The organism is Shewanella glacialipiscicola, from assembly GCF_023283485.1.
GTDB lineage: Bacteria > Pseudomonadota > Gammaproteobacteria > Enterobacterales > Shewanellaceae > Shewanella > Shewanella glacialipiscicola.
In genome coordinates, this window is record NZ_JAKILU010000019.1 from 44,340 (window position 1) to 68,127 (window position 23,788).

A 23,788-nucleotide genomic window follows, 5' to 3' on the forward strand; every position below is an offset into this window, starting at 1 on the left:
AAAGATAGATTAATTTAGCCTGTCTGCTCATAAATGAACAGTGTTAGTGATGTGAATGTTTATCTGTTTTCGTATGCTCGTGTGCATGCTTGTCGGAATGTGGATTAGCTGGGTTGGGCATGTCCGCATGACTGTGAGCGTGATTATGTGTATGACTCACAGGTTTGCTGAGCATCAAACGACGTAAAAATTTACGTGGGCCTAAGCGCAGTAGGCTGGCAGCAAATAATCCCGATAGCGCTAATAGTGCGACTAAGTTCAGTGTTTCTGGTAACGAAATTAACGAGAACCACAGGGGTAAAACTAATGTAGCCATTAACCCTAATGCAATAATACTCAGTAATATGCCCCTTTGTAGCCAGGTCATTAATCTCAGTTGCGCTAGGTTGAGTACCGGTGCAGCAATTAGCGGCATCATCACAGCAACAGAACTCCATCCGCTGTAAGCCAGTGCTAGCGCAAGTACTGCAGCCCCTAAGTTACAGAAACGCATAGGTAAAAAGACCAATAACAACACTATCACTTGTAATAATGGATTACTTAATGGCACTGAAGGATGACCAATCAGATTCACGAGTACTAAGCTAAGCAAAATCCAAGGTGCACTGCGATCGACTAAATGCGCAAAGCCAAAACGCAAAGAGCTAGTGGGCAATGTTGTGTGTGGATCGGTAATGTTGACCTTGGCATAGCTTAAATAAGCACTCAAGATAAACACGACAAATAGTTGAAATAACGCTAACCACGGCCCCAGTAGCAAAGCGGTGATAACTAGCGCTTCTGGCCCCACTAAGCGTTGGAACCAACGACTAGCTAAACTGCTATCTTGCGGTGTCAGGCCACATTTAAATCGCAGCGCTGCCGCCCCGTAGCTCAATAACAATACGGGCGCGAGTGTCAGTAACCAAGTGACTAATTGTTCGGTACTATGATCGTGGTGAGCATGCTCGTGGCCACCAGAATCAATCATCAGTAGCATCACCAGTAGACCTATACCCAATAAACTACCGATTCCAGCTTGGTATTCGTATTTACCCTGTACCTTAGTGTCGTGTTGTCCATGGGGTTGATGTAGCACAACATGTAAAATAGAGCCCGTAACAAATGCTTGTAAATAAACGGTATTATCTAAACTTAGTTGAGATATTAACTGTTCCCCTGCGAAGTAACCGACAGCGGTAAGCACCATCATAGCGACCAGTACTAGACTGGCCCAGCGCGTGCCGACCTGTGGTTTAAGTAGCCACCAAATAGCGAGTCCGACAGGGAGTCTATGCATAATGACCCCGAGCGCAAGTAAGACTGAACTGCCTTCTTGTTGTGCTAATACCATAGCTCCACCATCGGTGATGGTATGCAATAGTAAGCCGCCGATACCTAAAGAGAGGGTGAGATTATGGGTTATTTCTGAATAGCGATGAAATAGCCGTTCACTGGCGGTTGGCCCCCAGATACCGAGCAATACAAACACAATCGCCAGCACTCCACCATGTTCTAATAGCTCAGGCAAAATATGGATCAGCACTAATCCGCCCAATGAGACGAATATAAAACCGTCGAGCGCTTTTTGTAATCCGCTTCCCGATGAGAAATAACGGTAAAAAAGTGGCCCGATTAATAGTGCGATACAACTAGCAAGAAGATAGAGCATGGATTCCACGGACAATTGGCTGAAAAAACGCTGTAGTATATCAGCTACAAGGCAAAGTGAGCATAGACTTGCTGGCAATTTACTTAACAGTTGACATTTTTCAGCGTATTTTTAGGTAGATGCTTTTATTCACTTTGGGTATTTTTATATAAATTTTCAGATCTAAGCTGCGAAAAGTTATACAATAGCGATCTATGTTGGCTTGGATGTTGATAAGTTAAATGGATATATTTTCTGCTGCAGTAATGTTGTTTCTTATTATGGATCCCCTAGGTAATTTGCCGATTTTTGCATCGATTCTTCGGCATATCGATCCTAAAAAACGTCGCAAGGTATTGATTCGCGAGTTGCTCTTTGCGTTAGTCATTATGCTGTCTTTTCTTTATGCGGGCGAAGCTATCTTAAGTTTCTTAAATCTCCGTTCTGAATCGGTCAGTATTGCGGGCGGGATTATTCTGTTTCTTATCGCAATTAAAATGATTTTCCCTCAGCCTGGTGGTGTGGTTGGTTTAGCAGCGGGAGAAGAACCCTTTATCGTGCCTATGGCGATTCCTTTGATGGCTGGCCCGTCGATTCTTGCTGCCTTGATTTTACTGGCGCATACCGATAGTTCGCGGATGGGTGATTGGACGATTGCGCTTGTTTCTGCTTGGGCCGCCAGTGCGGTAATTTTGATGTTCTATAAGCTCTTTACTCGAATATTAGGGGAGAAAGGGTTGACCGCCGTTGAGCGTTTAATGGGCATGGTATTGGTGATGATTTCGGTACAAATGTTCCTCGATGGTATTTCAAATTATATGAAAACGGCTATGTAAGTTGACCAAAGCCCCTACAGAAAAACCGTATTCGCGCCGTGAATACGGTTTTTTTATGCCTTAGATACCGTCTAGAGTAAGGTTTACGCTGGGGTTTGCTGAATTAATGCTGACAAAATGGTAAATCCTGCCTTTTAACCAATGTATCAAGTTGTTACCACGCTATAGTGCTGCTAACGTCCACAACCTGTCTCTTAATTTGAGAGATAGACCCCTGAATAAATTGCCTCACGGGCAGAGTTATTTTAATACGAAGAGACATTCGCCTTATAAAAACACTCTTCAAGGCGGTGTTAGCAGTTACCTAAAGGATTAAAAATGCGAAGTACAAAAAGCGTCATAGCGCTTGGACTCTTGTTGGCATTGATTAGTGGCGCGTGTATGGCAGCTCCAAATCATACCCCTGCAGATGCGGGCGTGATTAACAAAGATCGAATTTTATATTGGCTTATTAAACGGGGCGAAGTGGCAACGGATGCCAGTGATAGCGTAAAGCAGGCTGCGATTGAGGCTTATATCTACCGCGCGACATTGGCTCAACCTAAAACACCGCGCATTGAAGTTGAAGCCGAGCATGCGCGCGTACAAAGAGCCCAATCATCGCACATGATGCGCTCACCAGCACAGCGCCTACAAGCCGATGCTGATATAAAAAAAACCGTGAAAGTGTTGACCGTATTAATTGATTTCCCTAATTTAAAACACGATAACAATGGTTTAAACGCCGATGATACCGCCATGTATTATCCCAGTTATCCACTATCGCATTATCAAAATTTACTCTTTTCTAAGACTGGATTTAACGGTCCACAGGGACAGAACCTCACATCAGGGTATCAGTATTATCAAGCGGTTTCTGGGCAAACCTTTTCTTTTACAGGCGAGGTTAAGGGGTGGTATACCGCTAATCAAAATGCGGAATACTATGGCGCTAACGATCCTCAATCTGGCAGCGATGCACAGGTAAGCCAATTGGTTAAAGAGGCGGTGTCCCAAGCTGTCACGAGTATGTCCGTTGCAGAGTTAGCCAGTTATGATGTTGAAGATCCTTATGATATTAATAATAACGGTAACTATAACGAACCCGATGGCATCATCGACCACGTGATGATATTTCACTCCAGCATAGGTGAAGAAACCGGTGGCGGAGCATTAGGAACGAGCGCTATTTGGTCCCATCGCTATTTTGTTGAGCAAGGCACGCAAGGTTATGCACTTCCCGGTACGGTGAAAAAAGTATTCGGTTATACCATTCAGCCTATCGACGCGGCAACGGGGGTTTGTACCCACGAGTTTGGTCATGATCTCGGCCTACCCGATGAATACGATACGAGTGATAATACGAATAAAGATGGCTCACCAGTAGGCGCATGGTCATTGATGTCTGGTGGGAGTTGGACCGGTGACATTGCGGGTGCACAACCGAGTGGTTTTAGCCCTTATGCTCGCTCTTATCTGCAGGAAAGATATAAGGGTAAATGGTTAAATGAGCGTGAAATTAGCTTGGATAGTATTCCTAAGTCAGGCGTCAATATAACCTTGAATGAGGCGGTTAATCATCAGGCGGTAAACCAAATTTCTATCCCTCTTCCTCCTGCGCTAATTCCTTTTAAAACGCCATATCAGGGCAGTTACCAATACTATTCTGGCCAAGGCAATATGCTGAATAACAGCATGAGTTTTAATCTTGATTTACCTAAGGTAACCACGGAAAAACTTATTCTGAGTATGCAGGCCAGTTGGAGCATCGAGACCGACTATGACTATATGCAAGTTAACGTGAATGGTGTGGCGATTGCAGGTAATCACACTTTGTCCGATAACGCGATAAATAGTGCGCACCATATTATTACCGGTGAGTCGTCTGCCAACTCTCAGGCAGAAGGAAGCGATGCTTGGGTGGCTCTGGAATACGATTTAGCCGCATTTGCTGGCAATGCAGTGACGATTGAAATCAACTATGTCACCGATGAGGCGACAACTAAGGCGGGGATCACGCTGGACAACATCAGCGTTAAACAAAATACCACAGAGTTATATAGTGATAACGCCGAAGTGGCGGATAAAGTGAAGCTCAACGGTTATAGCCGTATTCAGGATTCTCGTCCGGGCGCTGCATCTCGCTATCTTATTCAGTTACGTAGTCATAATGGCGTTGATGTCGGTTTAAAATCTGTCGGTTTTGATCCCGGAGTATTACTCTGGTTAGAAGATGCGGGTTATACCGACAACAACGTATCAGATCATGCTGGCCATAGTTTAATTGGCGTGATTGATGCCGACCAAAATATGCTTGGCTTAGGCCTGACGTCTACCGATGAACAGATCCGTGACGCAGCCTTTAGCACGGTGAAACAAAGCTTTTATTTGGGTGATAATCATCTCGATGCAGTGAGTCTATTTGATGACAGCTTAGACTACAGCGCACCGCTGCAGCCGCAATCCGGTATGGTTTTACAACCGCTCGGATTAACGATGCAGGTATTGTCTCAATCCCGTAATAACAGTGCTGCGGTTATTCGTTTGGCGAATGCGAATGCCGTTACACCATTAACGGTCAGTTTTACTAAACAAGTGACTCAATTAGCAGTGAATTTTACCAGTAATGTTGATGGTGGTATGGGGCAATTAACCTATGCATGGCGTTTTGGCGATGGCGCGACAAGCACTGCTGAGGCGCCGACCCATACTTATGCTGCGGCTGGCACTTATAGCGTAGAGCTCACAGTAACCGATATGGCAAATACTCAGGTAACGAGCAATGCGACTGTCACGGTTGCAGCGGCAACTGAGAGTTCAGGCGGTGGTAGTTTAGCTTGGCTAAACCTTGCCATCCTCGGGGTATTTGCGTGGCGTCGTCAGTTAAAATAGCTTTAAATTCTTAGTGTTACTCAATAAAAATGCCTCTCAATTAGAGGCATTTTTTTATTGACTCTCAAACTGAAAATCGCATTACATCTTATTAATAGCTTGTTCGGCCGCGGGCAAAAAAAACTCACTGACGATCATTTCGTGCTCACCGTGATGAAAGTAACGGCGGCGGCCCCAAAGATCATGTTCGACAGTTTGCTGTAAACTTTCAGCTAAGTGGGCAAGGCGACTACAGGTTTCAAAGCTAGCGACTTCTATTCTACCGGGGATAAAGTTATCTTGGCTAAATAGCAATTCGCCTAAGGGGCGAGAGCCAAGGCTAAGAAAATCGCCTTGTCGTTCAGACATTAAACTTTCAGGGATTAAGGTTCTAGCAAATACCCAAGGTACAGTGTCGAGGCAGAGTAATACTTCGCGGATCCAGACTGATCCCTGTTGAGGATATTCACCATTTAATGGTGCATAGTGCCCTTCACCTAAGACTTTGACCTCAAATTGAGTGCAGCAGGTTTTGAGCTTTTGCGTTAGGCTACCAGTGGCGAACAACCATTCTTTTAAGGGGGAAAGAGGGAGCTTGTTGGCGCTATCGGCACAAAACCATTGAATAGATTCACCATAAGGGAAGCTTAAGCTAGTCACATCCATTAAATACTCGTTACAATATAAGCAAACGTCGGCAGTTTAGCATGTCATGGCGCGAGCAGATAGATTGGGAAGTTTCATCCATTACCATTATTGTTTTAGGGGCCATAAGTCGCTATGAAAAAATTACTCTCAACTTGTCTGATTTTATTCACGGGTATTTTTAGTGTTTACGCCGCCGATGAGAAAGAAGTGGCGCCTGCAGATACCGCTGCCGCGACCGCACCTGAGTACGCTTATTATGCTTTTGATCCAGAAATCGTCACCAATTACATTTCAACCCGTAAAAAACTAGGGTTTGTCAAAATCAGTATTGAACTGATGGTTAAAAGCCCCGACGATCTCATTACTATTGAGCGACATGATCCGTTATTGCGCGCCGCCATTGTTGAAGTGTTAGGCAACCAATCGGAAGACAAAGTTAAATCGCTGATAGGACGTGAAGAGATTCGCCGTGAATGCTTCGACATCGTCAATAATTTGATCACTCAAGAGGCGGGTAAGCCATTGATAGTCAACTTACTGTTTACCTCTTATTTGTACGATTAATTTACTGCCCCACTTTAAGGGCTGATGCATGTCGGCCCACTGCATTACACCCACTGCGCTACAAGAGTGACTATGTCAAAACCTGCCGTAAAACTGACTGCTTCAGCACCGCTCAAAATAGCCGCTAGCCCAATAAATACCAAAACCAACCGGGCAAAGAAGGCTGGCGCCAAGGCAAAGGTGAGCAAGGCGCCAGTTAAAAACCGCCCCAGTACCCAAATCAAAAAAACTCTACATCCGCGTAATGCCCATTTGCACGGTTATGATTTTCCGGCGCTGATAAACGCCTTGCCTAAACTAAAAACCTTTGTTCGGCCCACCGCCTATGGCGCTTTATCAATAGATTTTGCCGACCCTCAGGCGGTTAAAATGCTCAATACCGCCTTGCTTAAACACCACTATGGGATTGAATTTTGGGATATTCCTGCGGGAGCTTTATGCCCCCCTATTCCTGGTCGAGTTGATTATTTACATTATGTAGCCGATCTCTTAGCCGAAGGCGATAAATCATGCGCGATGGATAACGTGCGGGTGTTAGATATTGGCACTGGTGCAAATGGTATTTATCCGATACTCGGTAGCCAAGTATACGGCTGGCAATTTGTCGCCACGGATATCAATGTTGATTCCCTTAGCAATGTGCAACGTATTATCGAGCTTAATCCGCCATTGCAGGGGTGTTTACACTTAAGGCTACAGTCGAATGAAAAGGCCGTTTTTAAGGGCATTATTCAAACCGAAGAACGTTTTGAGTTAACGCTGTGTAATCCACCTTTTCATGCCTCTATGGCCGAGGCCAATGAGGGGACAAAACGTAAGGTGAACAATCTACAGCTTAATCGTCGTAGTGCGGTAAAGACTGAACCTAGGTTGAATTTCGGTGGTCAAGCGGCAGAGCTTTGGTGCCAAGGCGGTGAACGGCAGTTCTTGGCGACGATGATCAGTGAAAGCCAATCGTTTGCCGAACAATGCTTGTGGTTCACTAGCCTAGTATCGAAGAAGGAAAACTTAAAACCTTGCTATCAAGCTTTGGCGCAGTTAAAAGTGGACACAGTAAAGACTATCGAGATGCAGCAGGGTAATAAAATTACCCGAGTTTTAGCATGGAGTTTTCAGTCGGTGGATAAGCGCAAAATCTGGCGCAGTGAACGGTTATCACATTAAGCTTTTGATTTTAAGTAAAAAAATAGGTGCTAAGCGCCTGTTATGTCATCAAATTAAAAATACTCTTTATTGTGGTTTTTCTGCCTTGTGATCGCGGCGAAATAACGCCCATTCTTCAATGGTTTCACCATTGGGCAAGGTACAGATGCCATGTTCACCCTCAGCAGTCATCTCAATTGTTAAGCTGCCATTGAGGGAGATGCAATACTCTGAAGCGGGATTGGCTATGCTCACTTGTGCAGCAGGCTGTTTGGCTTCACCACAACCCGCTAATGCCACACCCAATAGCAGGGTGGTCACAAACGTTAAACTGAACTTCATAAACAGCCTTTGACTCATTGTCTTGCTTACTTGCGGCCTAAAATTCGCAAGATCCGTAGAAATAAGTTGATGATATCCATGTATAAAGCGGCTGCGCTATCAATAGCATTGTCTATAGTTTTAGGGATTTGATTCGCCCGTCCCCAGTCGTAACCAATATAACCGCAAAAAATAAGCACCACTATCCAATCTAAAATGCCGTGATGAGTATTAAACACAAACACTTCAATCAGTTCGACAACAATAACGAGCAACAAGGCGATAGTCAGTGCGCCCACAATTTTCTGGAAAAACGCAGGAAAAAGCGTACCTAAACACATCATGGCAATAGTCACTAAGCCTGTAATGCGAATGGCTTCAGTTACTAATTCAGGGTCGTATTGACTGACCACCATATTGATAATCAAACCGAAGGGCACGACCACAAAGTTATAACCAATAAAACTGACGAGTGGATTACTCGATTTTTGAAACAGATAAATTCCCAGAAAACAACAGGCAAAATAGCCGATAAAGAACACCCACGAATTAATGCTGGCAATCGCTTCTGGGTCGATATTGGTGACCATCCAATAGTTAACGGCAAATCCCCAAATCAGCGTAAGGCCAATAACGAGATTATAAATACCCGCGCCAACGAGAGTGCCGTCAGTGGTTACGCGATCAAATACACTATTTTCAGAGTCCATAGGTTTCCTTGTCATTCCTTTATGTTAACTATTCGTTCAGTCTCTACAATGTCGCGTTAAGTTAAGGTAAATAAACTTGTTCATCAAGTATTAGCATCCTGTGTACTACAGACGCTACAACGGGTTTGTTTGGGTAATTTCATCTCGCGAAACTCCATCGTCATCGCATCGATCATCAAAATACGCCCCGCTAAGGTTTTACCCATGCCAGTGATCACTTTGATAGCTTCAATCGCTTGCAAGCAACCGATCATACCCACTACTGGTGCGAGAATGCCCGATTCGACACAACTGAGTTGTTGCTCACCAAATAAAGCGCTAAAACAATGATAACAAGGCGTTTCATTGTGGTAGTCAAATACGGTGATCATGCCTTCCATGCGAATAGCGGCGGCGGATACCAAAGGAATTTTGTGCTTAAAACAGCTGAGATTGAGCTGTTCGCGCACACTGACATTATCGGTGCAGTCCAGTACCAAATGGTGCTCGGCAACGAGTGCATCAATCTCATGGTCATCTAACACGGCATCAATAGTATTGATTTTGATATAGGGGTTCAGCTGACTAAGACTTTGCTTAGCCGATTCAACCTTCGGCTGACCGATATTGCTATCTTGATGCAGCACTTGGCGTTGTAAATTCGACAATTCGACCCGATCAAAATCCACTAAGGTCAGTTCGCCAATACCTGCAACGGTTAGGTACTGGCTGGCGGCGCAGCCTAAACCGCCTGCGCCTATCATCAACACTTTTGCTGTTTTTAAGCATTCTTGACCGTCGATATCCATGGCTTTAATGGAAATCTGGCGGCTGTACCGCAATAGCTCGCTGTCGCTAAGAATATCTTCTGAAACATTCATCAAGATTTTCCTAGCACAGTACGCTGTTAAAGGGTTCAACCGTCACTTGAGTGCCGACCGCGGTATCACCTTGAAATTGCTCTAATAACACAAAACAGTTTGCTAGGCTCATTGAGGTCAACATGCCTGAACCTTGGCTACCAGTAATGGCAACTTCGAGCTCACCTTGTGCATTGCGGCTTAAAATACCGCGTTGATATTCGACGCGGCCTGGGCTTTTACGTATTGGCGTACTGAGTGTGGCATTTAACATTAAAGGTGCGACAGGGGTTAAGCCTTGCATCTTTTGAAGTATTGGCCAAACAAGTTTATAAAACGTCACCATAGAAGATACGGGGTTGCCGGGTAAACCACAGAACACCGCCTTACCTATTTTTCCCATGGCAAAGGGTTTACCCGGTTTAATCGCTAATTTCCAGAAGGTAATTTGGCCTTCTTCATCGAGAACTTGCTTAGTAAAGTCCGCTTCGCCGACTGAAACGCCGCCTGAGGTTAATACCATATCTGCTTGGCTGGCAGCATGGCGAAATGCCTGCCGTATCGCTTCAGGATCGTCGGCGATGACGCCTAAATCTAACCATTCGACATTGGCACGCTTGAGTAAGCCTTGGATTGAATAGCGGTTTGAATCGTAAATTTGCCCCGGAGCTAATTCACTGCCAACGGGGCGCAGTTCATCACCGGTAGAGAAAAAAGCCACTTTAAGCTGACGGTACACACGTACTTGGCTAGCGCCAATGGTCGCAAGTACGCCCAGTTCAGCGGCGCCGATTTGAATGCCCGCATTGAGCACCTTAGTGCCTTGGGTCAGTTCTTCACCGCGACAACGTACATTAGCGCCTTGTGCTTTAGGGTGACGAATATGCACAATTTCACCGTCTACTTCGGCTTCTTCTTGCATTTGCACTGTGTCATAACCAACAGGTAATGGTGCGCCCGTCATGATCCGCACGCAGGTATTGGGTTTAGCTTCGCCTTGAAAACCATGACCGGCAAATGAACTGCCGGTGAGTCGCAATGAGGTTTGATTCGTTTGCGTATTTAAGTCGGCAAAGCGTAGGGCGTAACCGTCCATAGACGAATTGTCAAACGGCGGCAGATCGATGCAAGAAGCTAAATCTTCGGCGAGTACGCGGCCAAGGGCATGGGGAAGTAACACAACTTCAGTGTCTGAAACAGGGCTCACTTGTTCGAGCAACAGGGGAATAGCTTGATCTGGATGCATTAAGCTAGGTTGCGAACAAGGATCGGCTTTTACGGACATAGGGTCTACCTTATATGCAATGGGTCATGATGACGCGAAATGAATTTTTACCTGACCTTGGGGTGATACCCAAGTGACATCAACATACTGATGCCGAATTTTAAGGTTATTGCGTAACATTATGCCATGGTGATTAAGGATGGCTATGATCTGCATGCGAGTTTATGTGATATGCCAGCCAGTTTTTGCCCTTGCTTTGACTCGGGGCTCGATTCTAATTTTTTAGTGCGACACATTTTTCAGTAGCAAAAATGATGGAATGAACGTGTGTACGCTGCCTTTGTCGCTAAAACAAAAAGGACGTTTGCCGCAGCTAAACGTCCTTTTTTGTTAGTTAACATCCTCAAGCGAGGATGCTGTCATCTCACTTAACCTACATTCGCCAGTAACGACTTACGATAAACCACGATATCTTCAATCGTTAACACGGGCATATTGTGCAGTGCACCAAAGGCAATAATTTCAGGTAATCGCGCCATAGTGCCATCGGGATTAGTGACTTCACACAATACGCCAGCGGGTTTTAAGCCAGCGAGTTGCACTAAATCAATAGTGCCTTCGGTGTGGCCGCGGCGGGTTAACACGCCGCCCGGTTGGGCGCGAAGTGGATACACATGGCCAGGGCGAGCGAGATCGCTTGGTTTAGCGTTGTCGTTAATTGCCGCTTTAATGGTAGTGACGCGATCAGCGGCTGAAACCCCTGTTGTTACACCAACAGTTGCTTCGATACTGACCGTAAATGCGGTGCCGTATTGGCTCGAGTTGTGCTCGACCATCGCTGGCAGTTCGAGGGCTTTGATTTTTTCATCGGGTAAACATAGGCAAACAATACCGCTACATTCACGAATGAGCATGGCCATTTGAGCGTTAGTGAGAGTCTCGGCTGCGAAAATTAAATCGCCTTCGTTTTCTCTATCTTCGTCATCGACCACTAACACACCTTGGCCTTGGCGCAGGGCATTAAGACCCGCTTCAACGCGTTCGATAGCAGTACCAAAAGGAGCAAGTAAAGACTGATTCATGGTTAATATCCTTAAATAAACGACATTGGAATATCCAGAATCAGGGCGTGCAGAAATACAACGTAATCCAACCCTGTGGTTCGATTTTGTTGTAGCAATAACATTCACTTTTGAGTGACGTTATTGCAAAACATGAGGCTAACACTGCGATACACAAGCGCGTTGCATTGAGATACCACAATGTTGTCTTACATTCTCTTCCATCCGGACTCAGCACTGTCGCCATTAAAGCAAACAGTCCATTACCGTCGGCTCTGGAATCGTCAGGTTTGCACTTGGCAAAGCCTAAATCACCAGATCTGCTGACCCCGAAAATATATTCGGGCGCTCGCGGGCTTTGATGACGTTAAGTAGAATAATTACTCACCGTTACCATTTACCGCCGGTGGGGAGTTTCACCCCGCCCTGAGAATTTGCTTTTGAGCCATTAACACTCAAAAACGCGGTTATGTTGCCCTTATTTACCCCGAATGGCAACTTCTCGCGCGCAATGTTTGCGCTAGTGCACACCTGACTACTATCATACTGAAAATGTTTAGCCTTTGAGTTATTCGAAGGTTGGTATCAACGTCACAAGGACGTATAAATGCGATCTCTGCTGCTAACTTTAGGTATTGCCATGCTGTTATCCGGTTGTTCGACCTCAAAAGGGCAAGTACCCGCCCCAATTGCTGAAAAAATTCCCCATGTGATGACTTTGCATGGCGTTACCCGCACCGATGATTACTATTGGCTGCGCGATGATGAGCGCAAAGATCCTAAGGTGATTGCCTATCTCGAAGCTGAGAATCGCTACACAGCAGCCTATTTCAAACCCTTAAAGCCGCTGCAAGACCGTTTATTTACAGAGTTAACCGAACGTTTAGTCGCCGATGAGTCGAGCGTGCCGTACCAATGGCACCAGCATAGTTATTACAGTCGTTACCAAGAGGGCGGCGAATATCCGCTGATCAGCCGTAAGGGTGGTGATGGCGTTGAGCAAGTGATGCTTGATGTGAACGAGCGAGCTAAGGGCCATGAGTTTTATGGTTTAGGCGGCGCGAGTGTCAGTCCTGATGAAACCATGTTGGCCTTTGGCGAAGATGTATTAAGCCGCCGCGTGTATCACATCTATTTTAAAGATTTAGCCTCCGGTGACATGATTGTCGATGTGCTCGAAAACACCGAAGGTCGAGTGGTATGGGCGAACGATAATAGGCATGTATTTTATATCGCTAAAGATCTTAAAACCTTACTGGGCTACCAAGTGTATCGCCACGAGTTGGGCACTAAGCAATCGAGCGATGTTTTAGTGTATGAAGAACAAGACGATTCTTTTTATATCTCGCTGGGTAAAACCTTAGATGAATCACAAATTGTGCTGTTCCAAGAAAACACCACAACCAGCGAAGTCTCTGTGCTTGATGCCAAGGATCCACTGGGTTTATTTAAGCCAGTATTAGCGCGGGAAGAAGGCCATGAGTACAGCGTGTCTAAACTGGGCGATAGCTATTACATTCTTACCAACTGGCAGGCGACTAACTTCCGTTTGATGAAAGTCGCCATTAAAGATGCGGCAGACAAATCTAAGTGGCAAGAAGTGGTTGCGCACAACCCCAATGCCCGTATCGAAGACGAGTTAGTGCTCAAAGATTATCTGATTATTCAGACCCGTGAAAATGGCCTGAGTCGGATTAAAGTGATGCCGTTCAATGGTCAAAAGCCCTTTGAGCTGAGTTTTGATGAACCTGCCTATGTGATGGGCCTAGATGTTAACGCCCAGCAAGATAGCAATAAATTACGTATTTTCTACTCCAGCCTAACAACGCCAGAAGCCGTATACGAATATTCGCTGATTAATCCAGATAGACGGGATTTATTGAAGCAAGACCAAGTATTAGGTGGTTTTGATGCGAACCAATATCGTTCTGAGCGGGTGTTTATTACCGCCCGTGATGGCGTAAAAGTGCCTGTGTCTTTGGTGTATCGTAAAGACAAATTCAAGAAAGATGGCACTAACCCTCTGTATCAATACGGTTATGGATCTTACGGTTACACCGTTGAGCCTGACTTTTCTTCATCCGTTATCAGCCTGCTCGATCGCGGCTTTGTATATGCCATCGCCCATGTGCGCGGCTCAGAAATGCTCGGTCGCCCTTGGTATGACGACGGTAAACTGTTGAATAAGCAAAACACCTTCAATGATTTTATCGACGTGACGACGGCGTTAACCGCACAAGGTTATGGCGATAAAAACAAGGTTGTCGCCTCTGGTGGCAGCGCGGGTGGTTTGCTAATGGGCGCAATTGCTAACCAAGCGCCAGATAAGTATTTTGCTATCGCCGCCCATGTGCCGTTTGTGGATGTGGTTACCACTATGCTCGATGAGTCGATTCCATTGACGACCAATGAGTACGACGAGTGGGGCAATCCGAACGAAAAAACCTATTTCGATTACATGCTGAGTTACTCGCCCTACGACAATGTTACTGAGCAAGAATACCCGCACATGTTAGTCACGACCGGTTTGCATGACTCACAAGTGCAGTATTTTGAACCCGCCAAGTGGGTTGCTAAGCTGCGCGATATTAAAAACAAATGGTACAAGAGTGACGATAAAGTCTTGTTACTTAACGTGGATATGGAAGCCGGCCACGGCGGTAAGAGTGGTCGTTATCGCCAATATCAAGACACAGCCCAAGAATATGCGTTCTTCTTGAGTCTGTTAGGTATGGCGAAGTAGGTTATTCGTAAGTGACCGAATCAGCCGTCAGCCTAGGTAATACTGACAAAGAAGTTTTACAGCGACATGAGTCACTGGTGGCAGATACTCTTGCCCCAGTGACTAGCGTTGTGGCTACCAAAGATGGTGTGACTAAAGAAGCGCTGAATCCCGCACCATTAAATTCTGCACCTCTGAAGCCTACACCCATAAAGTTAGCATCCCTCTGGTATTTATATCTAGTCCGCTGCGCCAACGGGCATTTATACACAGGCGTCACCACTGATGTAGCAAGGCGCTTTAGTGAGCATCAGTCTGGTAGTGCAAAATCTGCTAAGTATTTGCGCGGTAAAGGTCCGTTAACACTGATGTATCAAGAGCAGGTTGGTAGTCACGGCGATGCACTGCGCCGTGAGATCGCAGTTAAAAAGCTGAGTCGTGCTCAAAAGCTGGCGTTGATTAAGTCTGTCGAACAAAGTGCGATATGAAAGAGCAAAATCCTGCTTAATCATTGGTATGCAAATACAATGATTAAGCACTGTCATTCCAGTGACTCGCCGTAAATATGTCCCTATAGGCTCGACGGCGGCATCCATGCCGCCAACGGTCACTTCCATGTCAGCGCTTAATCCAATTAACCACTGAGTATCCTGTTAATCATAATTCAAGTATTAATTACTCATTAAAATAATGCATAGATATCAGCATTAATTTATGTCATCTGCCGCTCCAAAATAAAAGCGAGCCTCAGTCCTTACACTTTCTTTTTCAGAGGCTGTTATTGTCTCACCTGGAATAAAATTAACATCAAAAGCCAAGAGAATATCGAAAACTCTGATGTTACAATAGGCATTACTTACAGCCCCATCTCTAAACAGCTGATAGAGCAATAACCAGTAATTATCAATCAAGTAGTTATCTCGTGATTTAATAATTTCATTCGCAAAATTAATTATAAGGCTCTTATCGCTAATCATTGAATTAAGGATAGTCAAACCAACACAGTCCTTACTCTTAACAATCGCAGCAATCGTATTTTCAGTTGGTTTAATACCTATTTTTTTCATTATATGGAGAGGCCAGCAAATACCATCCGAACGACGATGCTTACAGTTCTCGATTATTAAAGCATTTAAGTGACTATCAACATTCTCTCTATCCATACTTGAATTATTAATTAAAGCATCAAGATAAGGGATAAGTATTGGATAATGCCATGACAGGTTTAGAACAGATTTATATACTGTCTCAGGAGCTTGTTCATTCAAAAAATTAACTACTAGCTGAATAGCGTATTTGAGCACACTACCATCAGGCGTTTGTCTGTTAACAATAATTGCATAATTTATGAACGTAATTGCTTCTGATGCAGTAAGTTTAGGCTCATCATTATGAGATTTATTCAATCGGCTAGGTAAATGTCCCAACAATTCTATTATCCAAGAATCTTGGTCAGGGGCAGGTTGTTCTATAATCTTAGTTTTTTTAATGTTTAGTGAAAATTTATATTTAGCTAGCTCCCTACCCAGCAATAATAAAAATTCGTGAGCTTTTTCATTCGTCTCACAGTAGCAACTATAATCGTCAACATACCGATGAACGTTGTAACCTGCATGTCTTAGTTCTTTATCAACCTTACCGAGAATAATTTCGAGGCTAATATTCGAGGTTGCAGAACCAATAGGTATACCTTGTGTTTCATTTCTTTTGCATTTCCTTTGAAATGAATCTACAAGATTGAACCATTCCCCTTTTTTGCGATTATTTTTTGCAAAATCAATTCCAACAAGTCCCCATGCAATGGCATGTGAGTAGACACTATTAAAGCAATTAGAAATATCGGCAGTTACATGAAATCGTTTACCAAAGCTTTCAGTCAACGCTCGGGTAGTCTTTTCGATGGGATCTTCATAGTTCATTACCATGATTCTACCATCGTCATGCAGTTCCGGTTTGATAATACTTGTTTCACTAACAGTAAATGGCTCGATTTTATCCCAGTTATCATGCAGATGCTTAGCTAACAGTGAATACGCTTTCGGGTGAATGAGTGACAGTTCACGAAATGCGTTGTTATACCTAGTCGCATTATATATAACCACATCATAACCACTACTCTCACGAGTGTCTGACTCACCCAAAGCAGCCAGAGCCTCACATACCTCTGGCGTAAACTGTCTAGTGCTAAGGAGTGGTGGAAGTTCCCCTATAGTCGATTTCTGATCTGGAAAGTAGTTATGACAAGTAAGTGCTCGATAAAGATAGTACTTTTTAGATTCTTCATTTAATTGTGACAAACCAGTACTTATTAACATAAACAGACCACAGCTTATAAAAATTCTACTTTCTCATATTATTACTCTAATTATCTATTTTTAAATGAAAAACATGGATGGTGCATCTCTTCATTTTACTTTGAAGAGTATTACTTACTGAGATGGTTAGTTCGGTTTAGGAATTCTTACTTGAATGTAGGAAAAAACTAACAGAATACGATTTAGCTCGCGGAATTAAGCACTGTCATGGAAGTGACCGTTGGCGGCATGGATGCCGCCGTCGAGCATACAAGGATGTACTTGCTGCGAGTCACTGGAATGACAGTGCTTAATAGCTTAATAGCTTAACGATTAACTTCCATAATAAATCAATTAGTTAAGCTTTGGCTCCCATTCACTGCTTCGCAAAGGTAAGTTTTCCCCAAGTTAAATTCCTACTCTAAATCATTACAGTAATGGTGTTGATCCGTCGCCACCACAGGCTGGTCTGCATTGGGGCTGAAGAAGTATGAAGCGAAAGCTTAAAAAAATGCCGCTACCAGGGAGTCGCGGCAAAATTGCAATAACTGCAAAGGGTGGGTAGAAGACTGACATCTTGGCTGGGAACCGTTGCAACATCAGTCTCTACGCCGGGAAGTGGGTAAAACCTTTGGGTGTAGGGTAGTAAAACGGCGCGTTATTTCATGCTTACTGGGCCGTCGATTTTATTAAATTTCACATCGCCAGAGCCTGCTGCAAGAATCGTTAATCCCTTAGTGTTAAACACATTAATATCGCCTGAGCCATCGGTGATAGTCACAGCACTTTGCACATTGGCGACTTCGATGTCGCCTGAACCATCATCGATGGTGATGTTGCCGCTAACATCAGTCACCTTGATTGCGCCGGAGCCATCTTTAATTGTTAGGTTGCCGTTGTGTTGTCTGACTTCAATATCGCCTGAGCCGTCGTCGATCGCTAAATTGCCATTGATTTGGCTGACTTCGATATCACCTGAACCGTCTTTGACATTGATGTCTGCTGTCATCTTGCTGATCATAATGGCGCCTGAGCCGTCATCGATATCCAGTGCTAAATTCGCAGGTACTTGCAGTTTTAGATCGATATAGGGCGAGTCATGATTAAGGCCGTTTTGTTCAATGTCAGCTTTGAGCTTGGCTTTATTGGCCTTTTTCTCAAGGGTGAGAATGACTTTGCTGTCCTTATTGCTATAGATATCGGCGACGAGTTTAATTTGGGTTAGGCCTTCGACGCCGATAATTTCAAGACTACCAGCGCCCGTCTCGGCAATTAGGCTTTGTAAGTCTTGGCTATCGAGTGTGAGTTCGCGTTGCTGGTGGTCTAAATCGGACATGCCAGCGGCGTTGACATTAATAATGCAGCCAGTGAGCGATACCCCTACGGTAAACACTAATATAAAAGCGAGGGTGAACATAAATGGACGTAGTGACATGTTAGCTTCCTTGTTTATCTGGCACTCATTTTTCGTGTGAGTGCTGAGTCGTCTTGCGATAGACAAGATATTGCACAGCCGATGCCAATATTAAGTTTTATTTATAATCAATGGCTTAAGATAAAATATGTCCGTGCTTGGTTGTATGGACATGACGGCAGTTTTTAATTTTTACTAATTTTTGGTGAAATTACGTATTTTTAGCGGCGATTCCAATATGGAAATAAACCAATAAAAAAGCCCCAAAAATTACTCTTTGGGGCTATGCAGGCGATAGCTAACGCTTATTGCTTATTAATATTCTAGCCTTAGCGACTACGGTAAACCGGATACTTAAGGTAACGGTTATCGTAGTAAGGGCTGCGTTCATAGAACCAGCGCAGGCGCGCTTCGGGATCGGCGGCAAATTCGGCGTTGGTCAGTGCTTTGTCGAACTGTGCTTGTAACTTAGGATCCTCTTTTAGCATCTTGGCCGCTAGTGGCTCTACGGCATAATCTTCAATGTATTCAGTGCGGGTGAAGATAGGATTAAAGAAACCCCATTGCAGCAAAGAATCTGGCGATTGCGGCTCAAGCAGCAAAATTGCCAGATCGCCCAGCGGTTGCTCTGTGCTGATTTTAACCGTGCCCACGGGCAGAGTGGTGCTGACTTTCGTCAACTCTGACTCGGCTTTAACCGTTTGGCGCCCCTCAAGATCCTGAGTATTAAACACTGGGTTACTGAGCTTATATTGCTGTAATTTAAGCTCGGTCGGTTTAGTCAGGCGCGTCATGCGAATGCCATGTACGTTAAGGCGATCAATCACTTGCGTCCATTGTGCTGGAATATAGTAAGCACTCGGGCGAGTGACTTTAATATCGGGCACAGTTTCAGCCATCACAGGTAAGTTCGGGTACAGCTTAGGTTGACCGTTCCAGCGCACTACCTCTGTGCCACTGATGGGGCTAGTTTCAAGGGCATAATTGATGCCTTTAAAGTCCCAGCCTGTTGCTAATGGCGCCGATTTCCACGTTAGGGTAATGAGCGGCGAGGCGCGGTATTTATCTTCTTGAATTGCGCTCTTGAGCTTAGTCGCCTGTTCCCCCACGGTTTTAAGGGTTTGCTCAAGCATTACATAGGTGCCGAGCACTCTTTGTTTAAAGGGTTTTAAGCTGTGGTTCTCAATCAAAATAGTCGGTAAATGGCGCGCATCACCATAACCATTAGAGAAGCGTGGGCTAGGATTCCACAGCGACATGCCTTTGGTGATATCGGTATTATCTACGGCAAAAATCAGCGGGCCGGGAATATGGCCTTGCTCGGTTAATGCCGCTTCAACCGCGGGTCTGTAACTGTTTTCGAGCCAGCGGAAACTGGCAGGGCTTAACCCTTGGGCAAGGTTATAACCAAAGGTGACATCGTATTGGTAATCGATGCCGTCGGTGACATGCACGTCGATATACAAGTCTGGCTGCCACACATTAATGGCACGCAGCATGTGCTGCATTTCTAAGGTGTCGGCCTTGGCATAATCGCGGTTCAGGTTGAGATTATTTGCAGTAGTGCGCCAGCCCATATTCACTGGGCCACGTTGATTAACCCGATTAAACTCACCGCTGCGCTCATGGGCATCAACACTAAATATAGGCACAAACAATAGGTTGGCTTTATCGAGCAAACCACTTTTATCGCCCTTGATGATGTCGCGCAATAGCATCATACCGGCATCTTTACCGTCGATTTCTCCGGCATGAATACCCGCCTGTACTAAAACCGTTGGTTTAGTGTTTTGCTTGAGGCGAGCTGATTCATTAATGCCTTCGCTACTGGCGATATACATCCACATATCGCGCCCTTGTGGGCTCTTACCTAAGCTAACCTTTTGTAATTTATTGGTTTCTAATGCGAGTTTGTCGAGCCAAGCGATAGTGGCATCGTAGCTTGGGCTCTCAATGCCGCGACTTTGCTCGAAAGGCGTTGCCCATTCGTTGTCGACACTGAGCATGAGTGATTCGCTGGCGCCATGCCAAGTGATGCTGGGCGGTAAAATGGCATCGTTAACAAAAGTATTTGCTTGCTCAGGAATCGGTGTTGGTTGAGTTTCTGGGGTGATAACTACGGCATCGGTTATTACATCGGCCGCAGGCGTGGTGATTGGCGTATTCTCTGCAGAGTTTACGACTTGTGGCACAGTAACAGGAGTATCAACTAGCGTTTTTTCGGGGGCAATTGTCTGAGTGGTAGCGACTAGGGTCGTCTTTACCTGAGTGGTTTGGGTTAAGATTTTTGCATCGTTGGCAAAGGTATTACTAACGGAGAGACTACCAGTGGAGATGCAGGCAATCGCGATAACGGAGAGGGAAAATACGCGCATAAAAAGAGTCCATCTATCGAGTTTTTATTAGGACGGTATCTTTTCATTAAACGCCCCGCTAACGCAAGGGCGGCCAAGGGTTTATCTGACTTTTAGGGCATAGATTTAGCCCGTAAGTTAACGGCAGAAGACGTTAATCTGTTTGCTTAGGCTTTATCTCAGCTGCTGATGGTTTATGGTAGGCAATATCGATAACGGCAATATCTTCATAAAGTGCTTCAACGGCAATTGCTAATTGGTAAATAAGCCAGCTATAACCCGTGAGCGCAAAGCCCTGCTGGGCATCATAACTGTGTAGCTGAGTTGCACTGGTGGCTAGGCTCGACTCGGAGGATGAAACTAACGCGAGTTGTAATCTGTGTTGTAATTGTGACTCTAAATTTTCAGGTAAATGGGGGCGCTGCGGTGTTTTTCCGCCAGTAAATGCGGCCAGTTTTTGCAGATAAAGTGCGAGTTCAGCGGCAATGCTATTGATTTGGTTATAGGCATCTTTATCTTTTTCCTGCCAGCGGGTTAAGGGCAAGAGTTCAAGCAGGGTGATTAAGCGCACTTGTTTATTCACTAACTGCGACAGTAATATTTTATGTTTTTTGAGTGTTTGGCTTTCCCACTCCAAAGAGAAAAATAACTTCTTTTGAGTGAGTACGGCCTTCATTGCTGCCTCAAGTTCAGTGCGAAAATCAAGATTGTGATTTGCTGGCGCCTGAAGATGTTGCGTTAATACATTGGCCATATTCTCAATGGCATGAGTTAGTTGCGAGCGCCAATCTTGCTTAGCCTTAATCGGAAAAATAAACAGTGATACCAAAATAGCAATCACACAACCAGAGAGAATATTCGCAGTTCGCCACAGCGCCTCATAGGTTCCGTGATTGGCATCGCCTACCACTATGATGATGGTAAATCCTGCCACTAAATAGGCATAGCTATAACGTCCGGCCGAGATAAAACAAATCAAACTAACGGCCAAAATAAGCAAGCTCATGATCAGCCAGTAACTGTCGATGGTCGCGACCAGCAGTACCCCATAAGCCGAGCCTAAACAGGTGCCTATCGCTCGTTGCAATGATTTTTCAATTGCGCCACCGACCTGCGGCAGACTCATCATAATGACCACTATCGTCACCATGCTCCAAATAAAGTGTGGCGGTGCCCATATAGCATTGATAGTGACGGCAATAAGCAGGGCAAAGCCTAGCTTCAAGGCATGAACCGCACGAAAATGACGATAGATAAAGTCGGCAAAGGGCGTTGCCGGTGCAAAGGGTGTAGCAGGGGCAAATACAGACATAGGGCAGGATTCCTTTTACACGTTAACTGAATGTTATTATCGCAGGAAAATCCTATAAATTGCGGGTTATAGGTGAGAAAGAAATGTAAATGGCGAAATTTAACCGCTTACTCTTTGTGAAAGGGCAGTGAGAGAACATATTAAAATGCAAATGATTGAATTAACCGAGCTTACGTATGTGTGAAAAACTGGGCGTTATCGGCTTTAGGGTATAAAAAAGCTTGAATAAGCACTGCCTATTCAAGCCTGTCCGAGTTTATATTAATACTTTAGCGACTAGCTCACGCGTCAGCTTGTACCTCAGCGTATTTATCCATGATTAACGCACAGGCCGCATCACCTGTGATATTGAGTGCTGTGCGGATCATGTCAAAAATCCGATCTAAGGCAAACAATAAAGGTAAACCATCGATTGGGATCCCCGCTGCTAATAGCACGGCTACCACTAAAAAGGAGGGGCCGGGCACGCCCGCTTGGCCGATAGCACCTAAGGTTGAGGTGAATATGATGGCGGCATAAGCCATCATCGACAGATCAACCTGATACATTTGCGCGAAGAACATGGCTACTAAACCATAATAAATCGCGTTGCCGCTCATATTAATAGTGGCACCTAACGGCAATACAAAAGCGGTGGTGGCTTTAGAGACTTTAAGATCTTCTTCGCAGGTTTCCATATTCACCGGCAGCGTTGCCATCGATGAGGCCGTTGATAACGCCATCACCTGTGGTTTTTTCATTGCTGAAATAAACTTGCGCGCCGACACGTTTGAGAACAGGTGCACGACCAATGGAAAGAAGACAAAGCCGTAGATCAGAATCGCCGCCACAAACACGACAAATAACTTAAACACCACTTCTAAGGCATCGAAACCGAAAGTGCCGACAGAATCAGCCATTAAGCCAAATACGCCAATAGGCGCAATGATCATTACGCAGTTGATCATCCACACAAAGGCATCAACTATGGTATTCAGTGCCGCCAAAATAGGTTTAGCGCCATCGCCTTTCACCTTCGTCAGTGCAATACCAAAAAAGATGCTAAAGACCAGAATTTGTAAGATATTACCGCCGTTCAGCGACTCGAACACATTTGTAGGGATCATGCCAATAAAGGTCTCGACTACCCCAGGCAATGCCCCTTGATCTTTAGTCACTTCCATCAAACCTGTGCTGCTATGGGCGGTAAAATCAACCCCTGCACCAGGTTGGAATAAATTTCCCATCACCAACGCCAATGCTACGGCGATGCCAGAAGTGACAATAAAAAAGCCGAAAGTACCAATGCCAATTTTTCCCGCAGAGGGGCTATCACCTAAACTCGCTGCACCACTAATGATAGAAACCAATACTAGTGGGATCACGAGCATTTTTACTAAATGGATGAAAATGGTGCCCAGTGGCGCAAATACGCTTGCACTGTCGCCCATAATAAAACCCACTAAGGCGCCCAAAATCATGGCAATAACTACTTGCACACCAATATTGCCTAATAATTTTTTGTTTTTCATCCGTGCGAAACTCCCCGTTACCGCAGTCTTTAGTGTTATTTGTCGGCGATTATAACCTTAACGTCTGCTCATGTGTTTGCAGTATGTGTAGGTTTTCTATATCAAATGCTGTCGTCGAGCCACTGGGGCGCTTTTTGTACAATAAAAGGGTCGCGGGTTATGTCATGTGAGTGTTTAATTATTTATACCAACTCCATTAATTAACTGGTCAGCATTGCCCATCGTCTAGAGCACAACTTACTCACCCTTTCTTTATTCTCTACGAAGCTATTCCATGCGATGGAACACTGCTCAACAATGTCGTCATAGCCGCTAAAGCAGCGATTGGCCAACACATTTTGGCGTAGCCATTGC

The 23,788-nt window shown here is 44.8% G+C and carries 18 protein-coding genes, 1 pseudogene and 1 riboswitch; of the genes and pseudogenes, 6 read left to right on the forward strand and 13 right to left on the reverse strand.

The annotated features are described in order from the left end of the window. Positions 1 to 43 precede the first annotated feature (43 nt). Positions 44 to 1,651, reverse strand: a complete 1,608-nt coding sequence (locus L2717_RS13810; RefSeq protein WP_220772826.1) for a ZIP family metal transporter — start codon at positions 1,649 to 1,651, stop codon at positions 44 to 46. A gap of 221 nt (positions 1,652 to 1,872) precedes the next feature. On the opposite strand from L2717_RS13810, the gene L2717_RS13815 reads away from it, so the two are divergent. Beyond that, a complete protein-coding gene (locus L2717_RS13815; protein ID WP_220772811.1) occupies positions 1,873 to 2,466 on the forward strand; it encodes a YhgN family NAAT transporter in 594 nt (197 codons plus the stop codon). A 318-nt stretch (positions 2,467 to 2,784) separates the two neighbouring features. Further along, positions 2,785 to 5,337, forward strand: a complete 2,553-nt coding sequence (locus L2717_RS13820; protein ID WP_220772812.1) for an immune inhibitor A domain-containing protein — start codon at positions 2,785 to 2,787, stop codon at positions 5,335 to 5,337. Between the two features lie 81 nt (positions 5,338 to 5,418). Here L2717_RS13820 and L2717_RS13825 read toward each other — a convergent pair whose 3' ends face one another. Continuing rightward, on the reverse strand, positions 5,419 to 5,982 hold the full coding sequence (locus L2717_RS13825) for a chorismate--pyruvate lyase family protein (RefSeq protein WP_220732923.1): 564 nt from the start codon (positions 5,980 to 5,982) through the stop codon (positions 5,419 to 5,421). A 114-nt stretch (positions 5,983 to 6,096) separates the two neighbouring features. Between L2717_RS13825 and L2717_RS13830 the strand changes: the two genes are divergently transcribed. After that, a complete protein-coding gene (locus L2717_RS13830; RefSeq protein ID WP_076497380.1) occupies positions 6,097 to 6,528 on the forward strand; it encodes a flagellar basal body-associated protein FliL in 432 nt (143 codons plus the stop codon). A gap of 72 nt (positions 6,529 to 6,600) precedes the next feature. Next, positions 6,601 to 7,692: a 23S rRNA (adenine(1618)-N(6))-methyltransferase RlmF gene (gene rlmF, locus L2717_RS13835; protein ID WP_220772813.1), complete on the forward strand. Its 1,092-nt coding sequence runs from the start codon at positions 6,601 to 6,603 to the stop codon at positions 7,690 to 7,692. 66 nt (positions 7,693 to 7,758) lie between these two features. Here the strand turns inward: rlmF and L2717_RS13840 are convergent, their stop codons facing one another. From L2717_RS13840 to ribB, 5 genes are all read right to left on the reverse strand, one after another. Continuing rightward, positions 7,759 to 8,013, reverse strand: coding sequence for a putative hemolysin (locus L2717_RS13840; RefSeq protein WP_220772814.1), 255 nt, complete (start codon positions 8,011 to 8,013; stop codon positions 7,759 to 7,761). 26 nt (positions 8,014 to 8,039) lie between these two features. After that, on the reverse strand, positions 8,040 to 8,702 hold the full coding sequence (locus L2717_RS13845; protein ID WP_076497378.1) for a Bax inhibitor-1 family protein: 663 nt from the start codon (positions 8,700 to 8,702) through the stop codon (positions 8,040 to 8,042). A gap of 83 nt (positions 8,703 to 8,785) precedes the next feature. Further along, a complete protein-coding gene (moeB, locus tag L2717_RS13850; RefSeq protein ID WP_220772815.1) occupies positions 8,786 to 9,562 on the reverse strand; it encodes a molybdopterin-synthase adenylyltransferase MoeB in 777 nt (258 codons plus the stop codon). Between the two features lie 10 nt (positions 9,563 to 9,572). Further along, entirely contained in the window at positions 9,573 to 10,826 is a 1,254-nt protein-coding gene (gene moeA / locus L2717_RS13855) for a molybdopterin molybdotransferase MoeA (RefSeq protein ID WP_220772816.1), read from the reverse strand. Positions 10,827 to 11,194: 368 nt separating this feature from the next. Beyond that, positions 11,195 to 11,848 (reverse strand): 3,4-dihydroxy-2-butanone-4-phosphate synthase, encoded by a 654-nt coding sequence (ribB, locus tag L2717_RS13860; protein ID WP_220772817.1) that lies wholly within the window; start codon positions 11,846 to 11,848, stop codon positions 11,195 to 11,197. A gap of 188 nt (positions 11,849 to 12,036) precedes the next feature. Next, positions 12,037 to 12,265, reverse strand: a riboswitch (FMN riboswitch). A 169-nt stretch (positions 12,266 to 12,434) separates the two neighbouring features. On the opposite strand from ribB, the gene L2717_RS13865 reads away from it, so the two are divergent. Together L2717_RS13865 and L2717_RS13870 are read left to right on the forward strand one after the other, a co-directional pair. Next, positions 12,435 to 14,570 (forward strand): S9 family peptidase, encoded by a 2,136-nt coding sequence (locus L2717_RS13865; RefSeq protein ID WP_220772818.1) that lies wholly within the window; start codon positions 12,435 to 12,437, stop codon positions 14,568 to 14,570. 11 nt (positions 14,571 to 14,581) lie between these two features. Continuing rightward, on the forward strand, positions 14,582 to 15,037 hold the full coding sequence (locus tag L2717_RS13870) for a GIY-YIG nuclease family protein (protein ID WP_220772819.1): 456 nt from the start codon (positions 14,582 to 14,584) through the stop codon (positions 15,035 to 15,037). Positions 15,038 to 15,256: 219 nt separating this feature from the next. Here L2717_RS13870 and drt4 read toward each other — a convergent pair whose 3' ends face one another. The 6 genes and pseudogenes from drt4 to L2717_RS13900 all read right to left on the reverse strand — a co-directional run. Next, positions 15,257 to 16,864, reverse strand: a complete 1,608-nt coding sequence (gene drt4 / locus L2717_RS13875) for an antiviral reverse transcriptase Drt4 (protein ID WP_220772820.1) — start codon at positions 16,862 to 16,864, stop codon at positions 15,257 to 15,259. 637 nt (positions 16,865 to 17,501) lie between these two features. Then, on the reverse strand, positions 17,502 to 18,278 hold the full coding sequence (locus L2717_RS13880) for a DUF4097 family beta strand repeat-containing protein (RefSeq protein WP_220772821.1): 777 nt from the start codon (positions 18,276 to 18,278) through the stop codon (positions 17,502 to 17,504). A 308-nt stretch (positions 18,279 to 18,586) separates the two neighbouring features. Beyond that, positions 18,587 to 20,632 (reverse strand): M14 family metallopeptidase, encoded by a 2,046-nt coding sequence (locus L2717_RS13885; RefSeq protein ID WP_220772822.1) that lies wholly within the window; start codon positions 20,630 to 20,632, stop codon positions 18,587 to 18,589. A gap of 133 nt (positions 20,633 to 20,765) precedes the next feature. Beyond that, positions 20,766 to 21,923, reverse strand: coding sequence for an FUSC family protein (locus tag L2717_RS13890; protein ID WP_220772823.1), 1,158 nt, complete (start codon positions 21,921 to 21,923; stop codon positions 20,766 to 20,768). Between the two features lie 281 nt (positions 21,924 to 22,204). Next, positions 22,205 to 23,434, reverse strand: a complete 1,230-nt coding sequence (locus L2717_RS13895) for a dicarboxylate/amino acid:cation symporter (protein WP_220772824.1) — start codon at positions 23,432 to 23,434, stop codon at positions 22,205 to 22,207. 200 nt (positions 23,435 to 23,634) lie between these two features. Beyond that, positions 23,635 to 23,788, reverse strand: a pseudogene (locus tag L2717_RS13900) (IS630 family transposase); the annotation flags it as partial.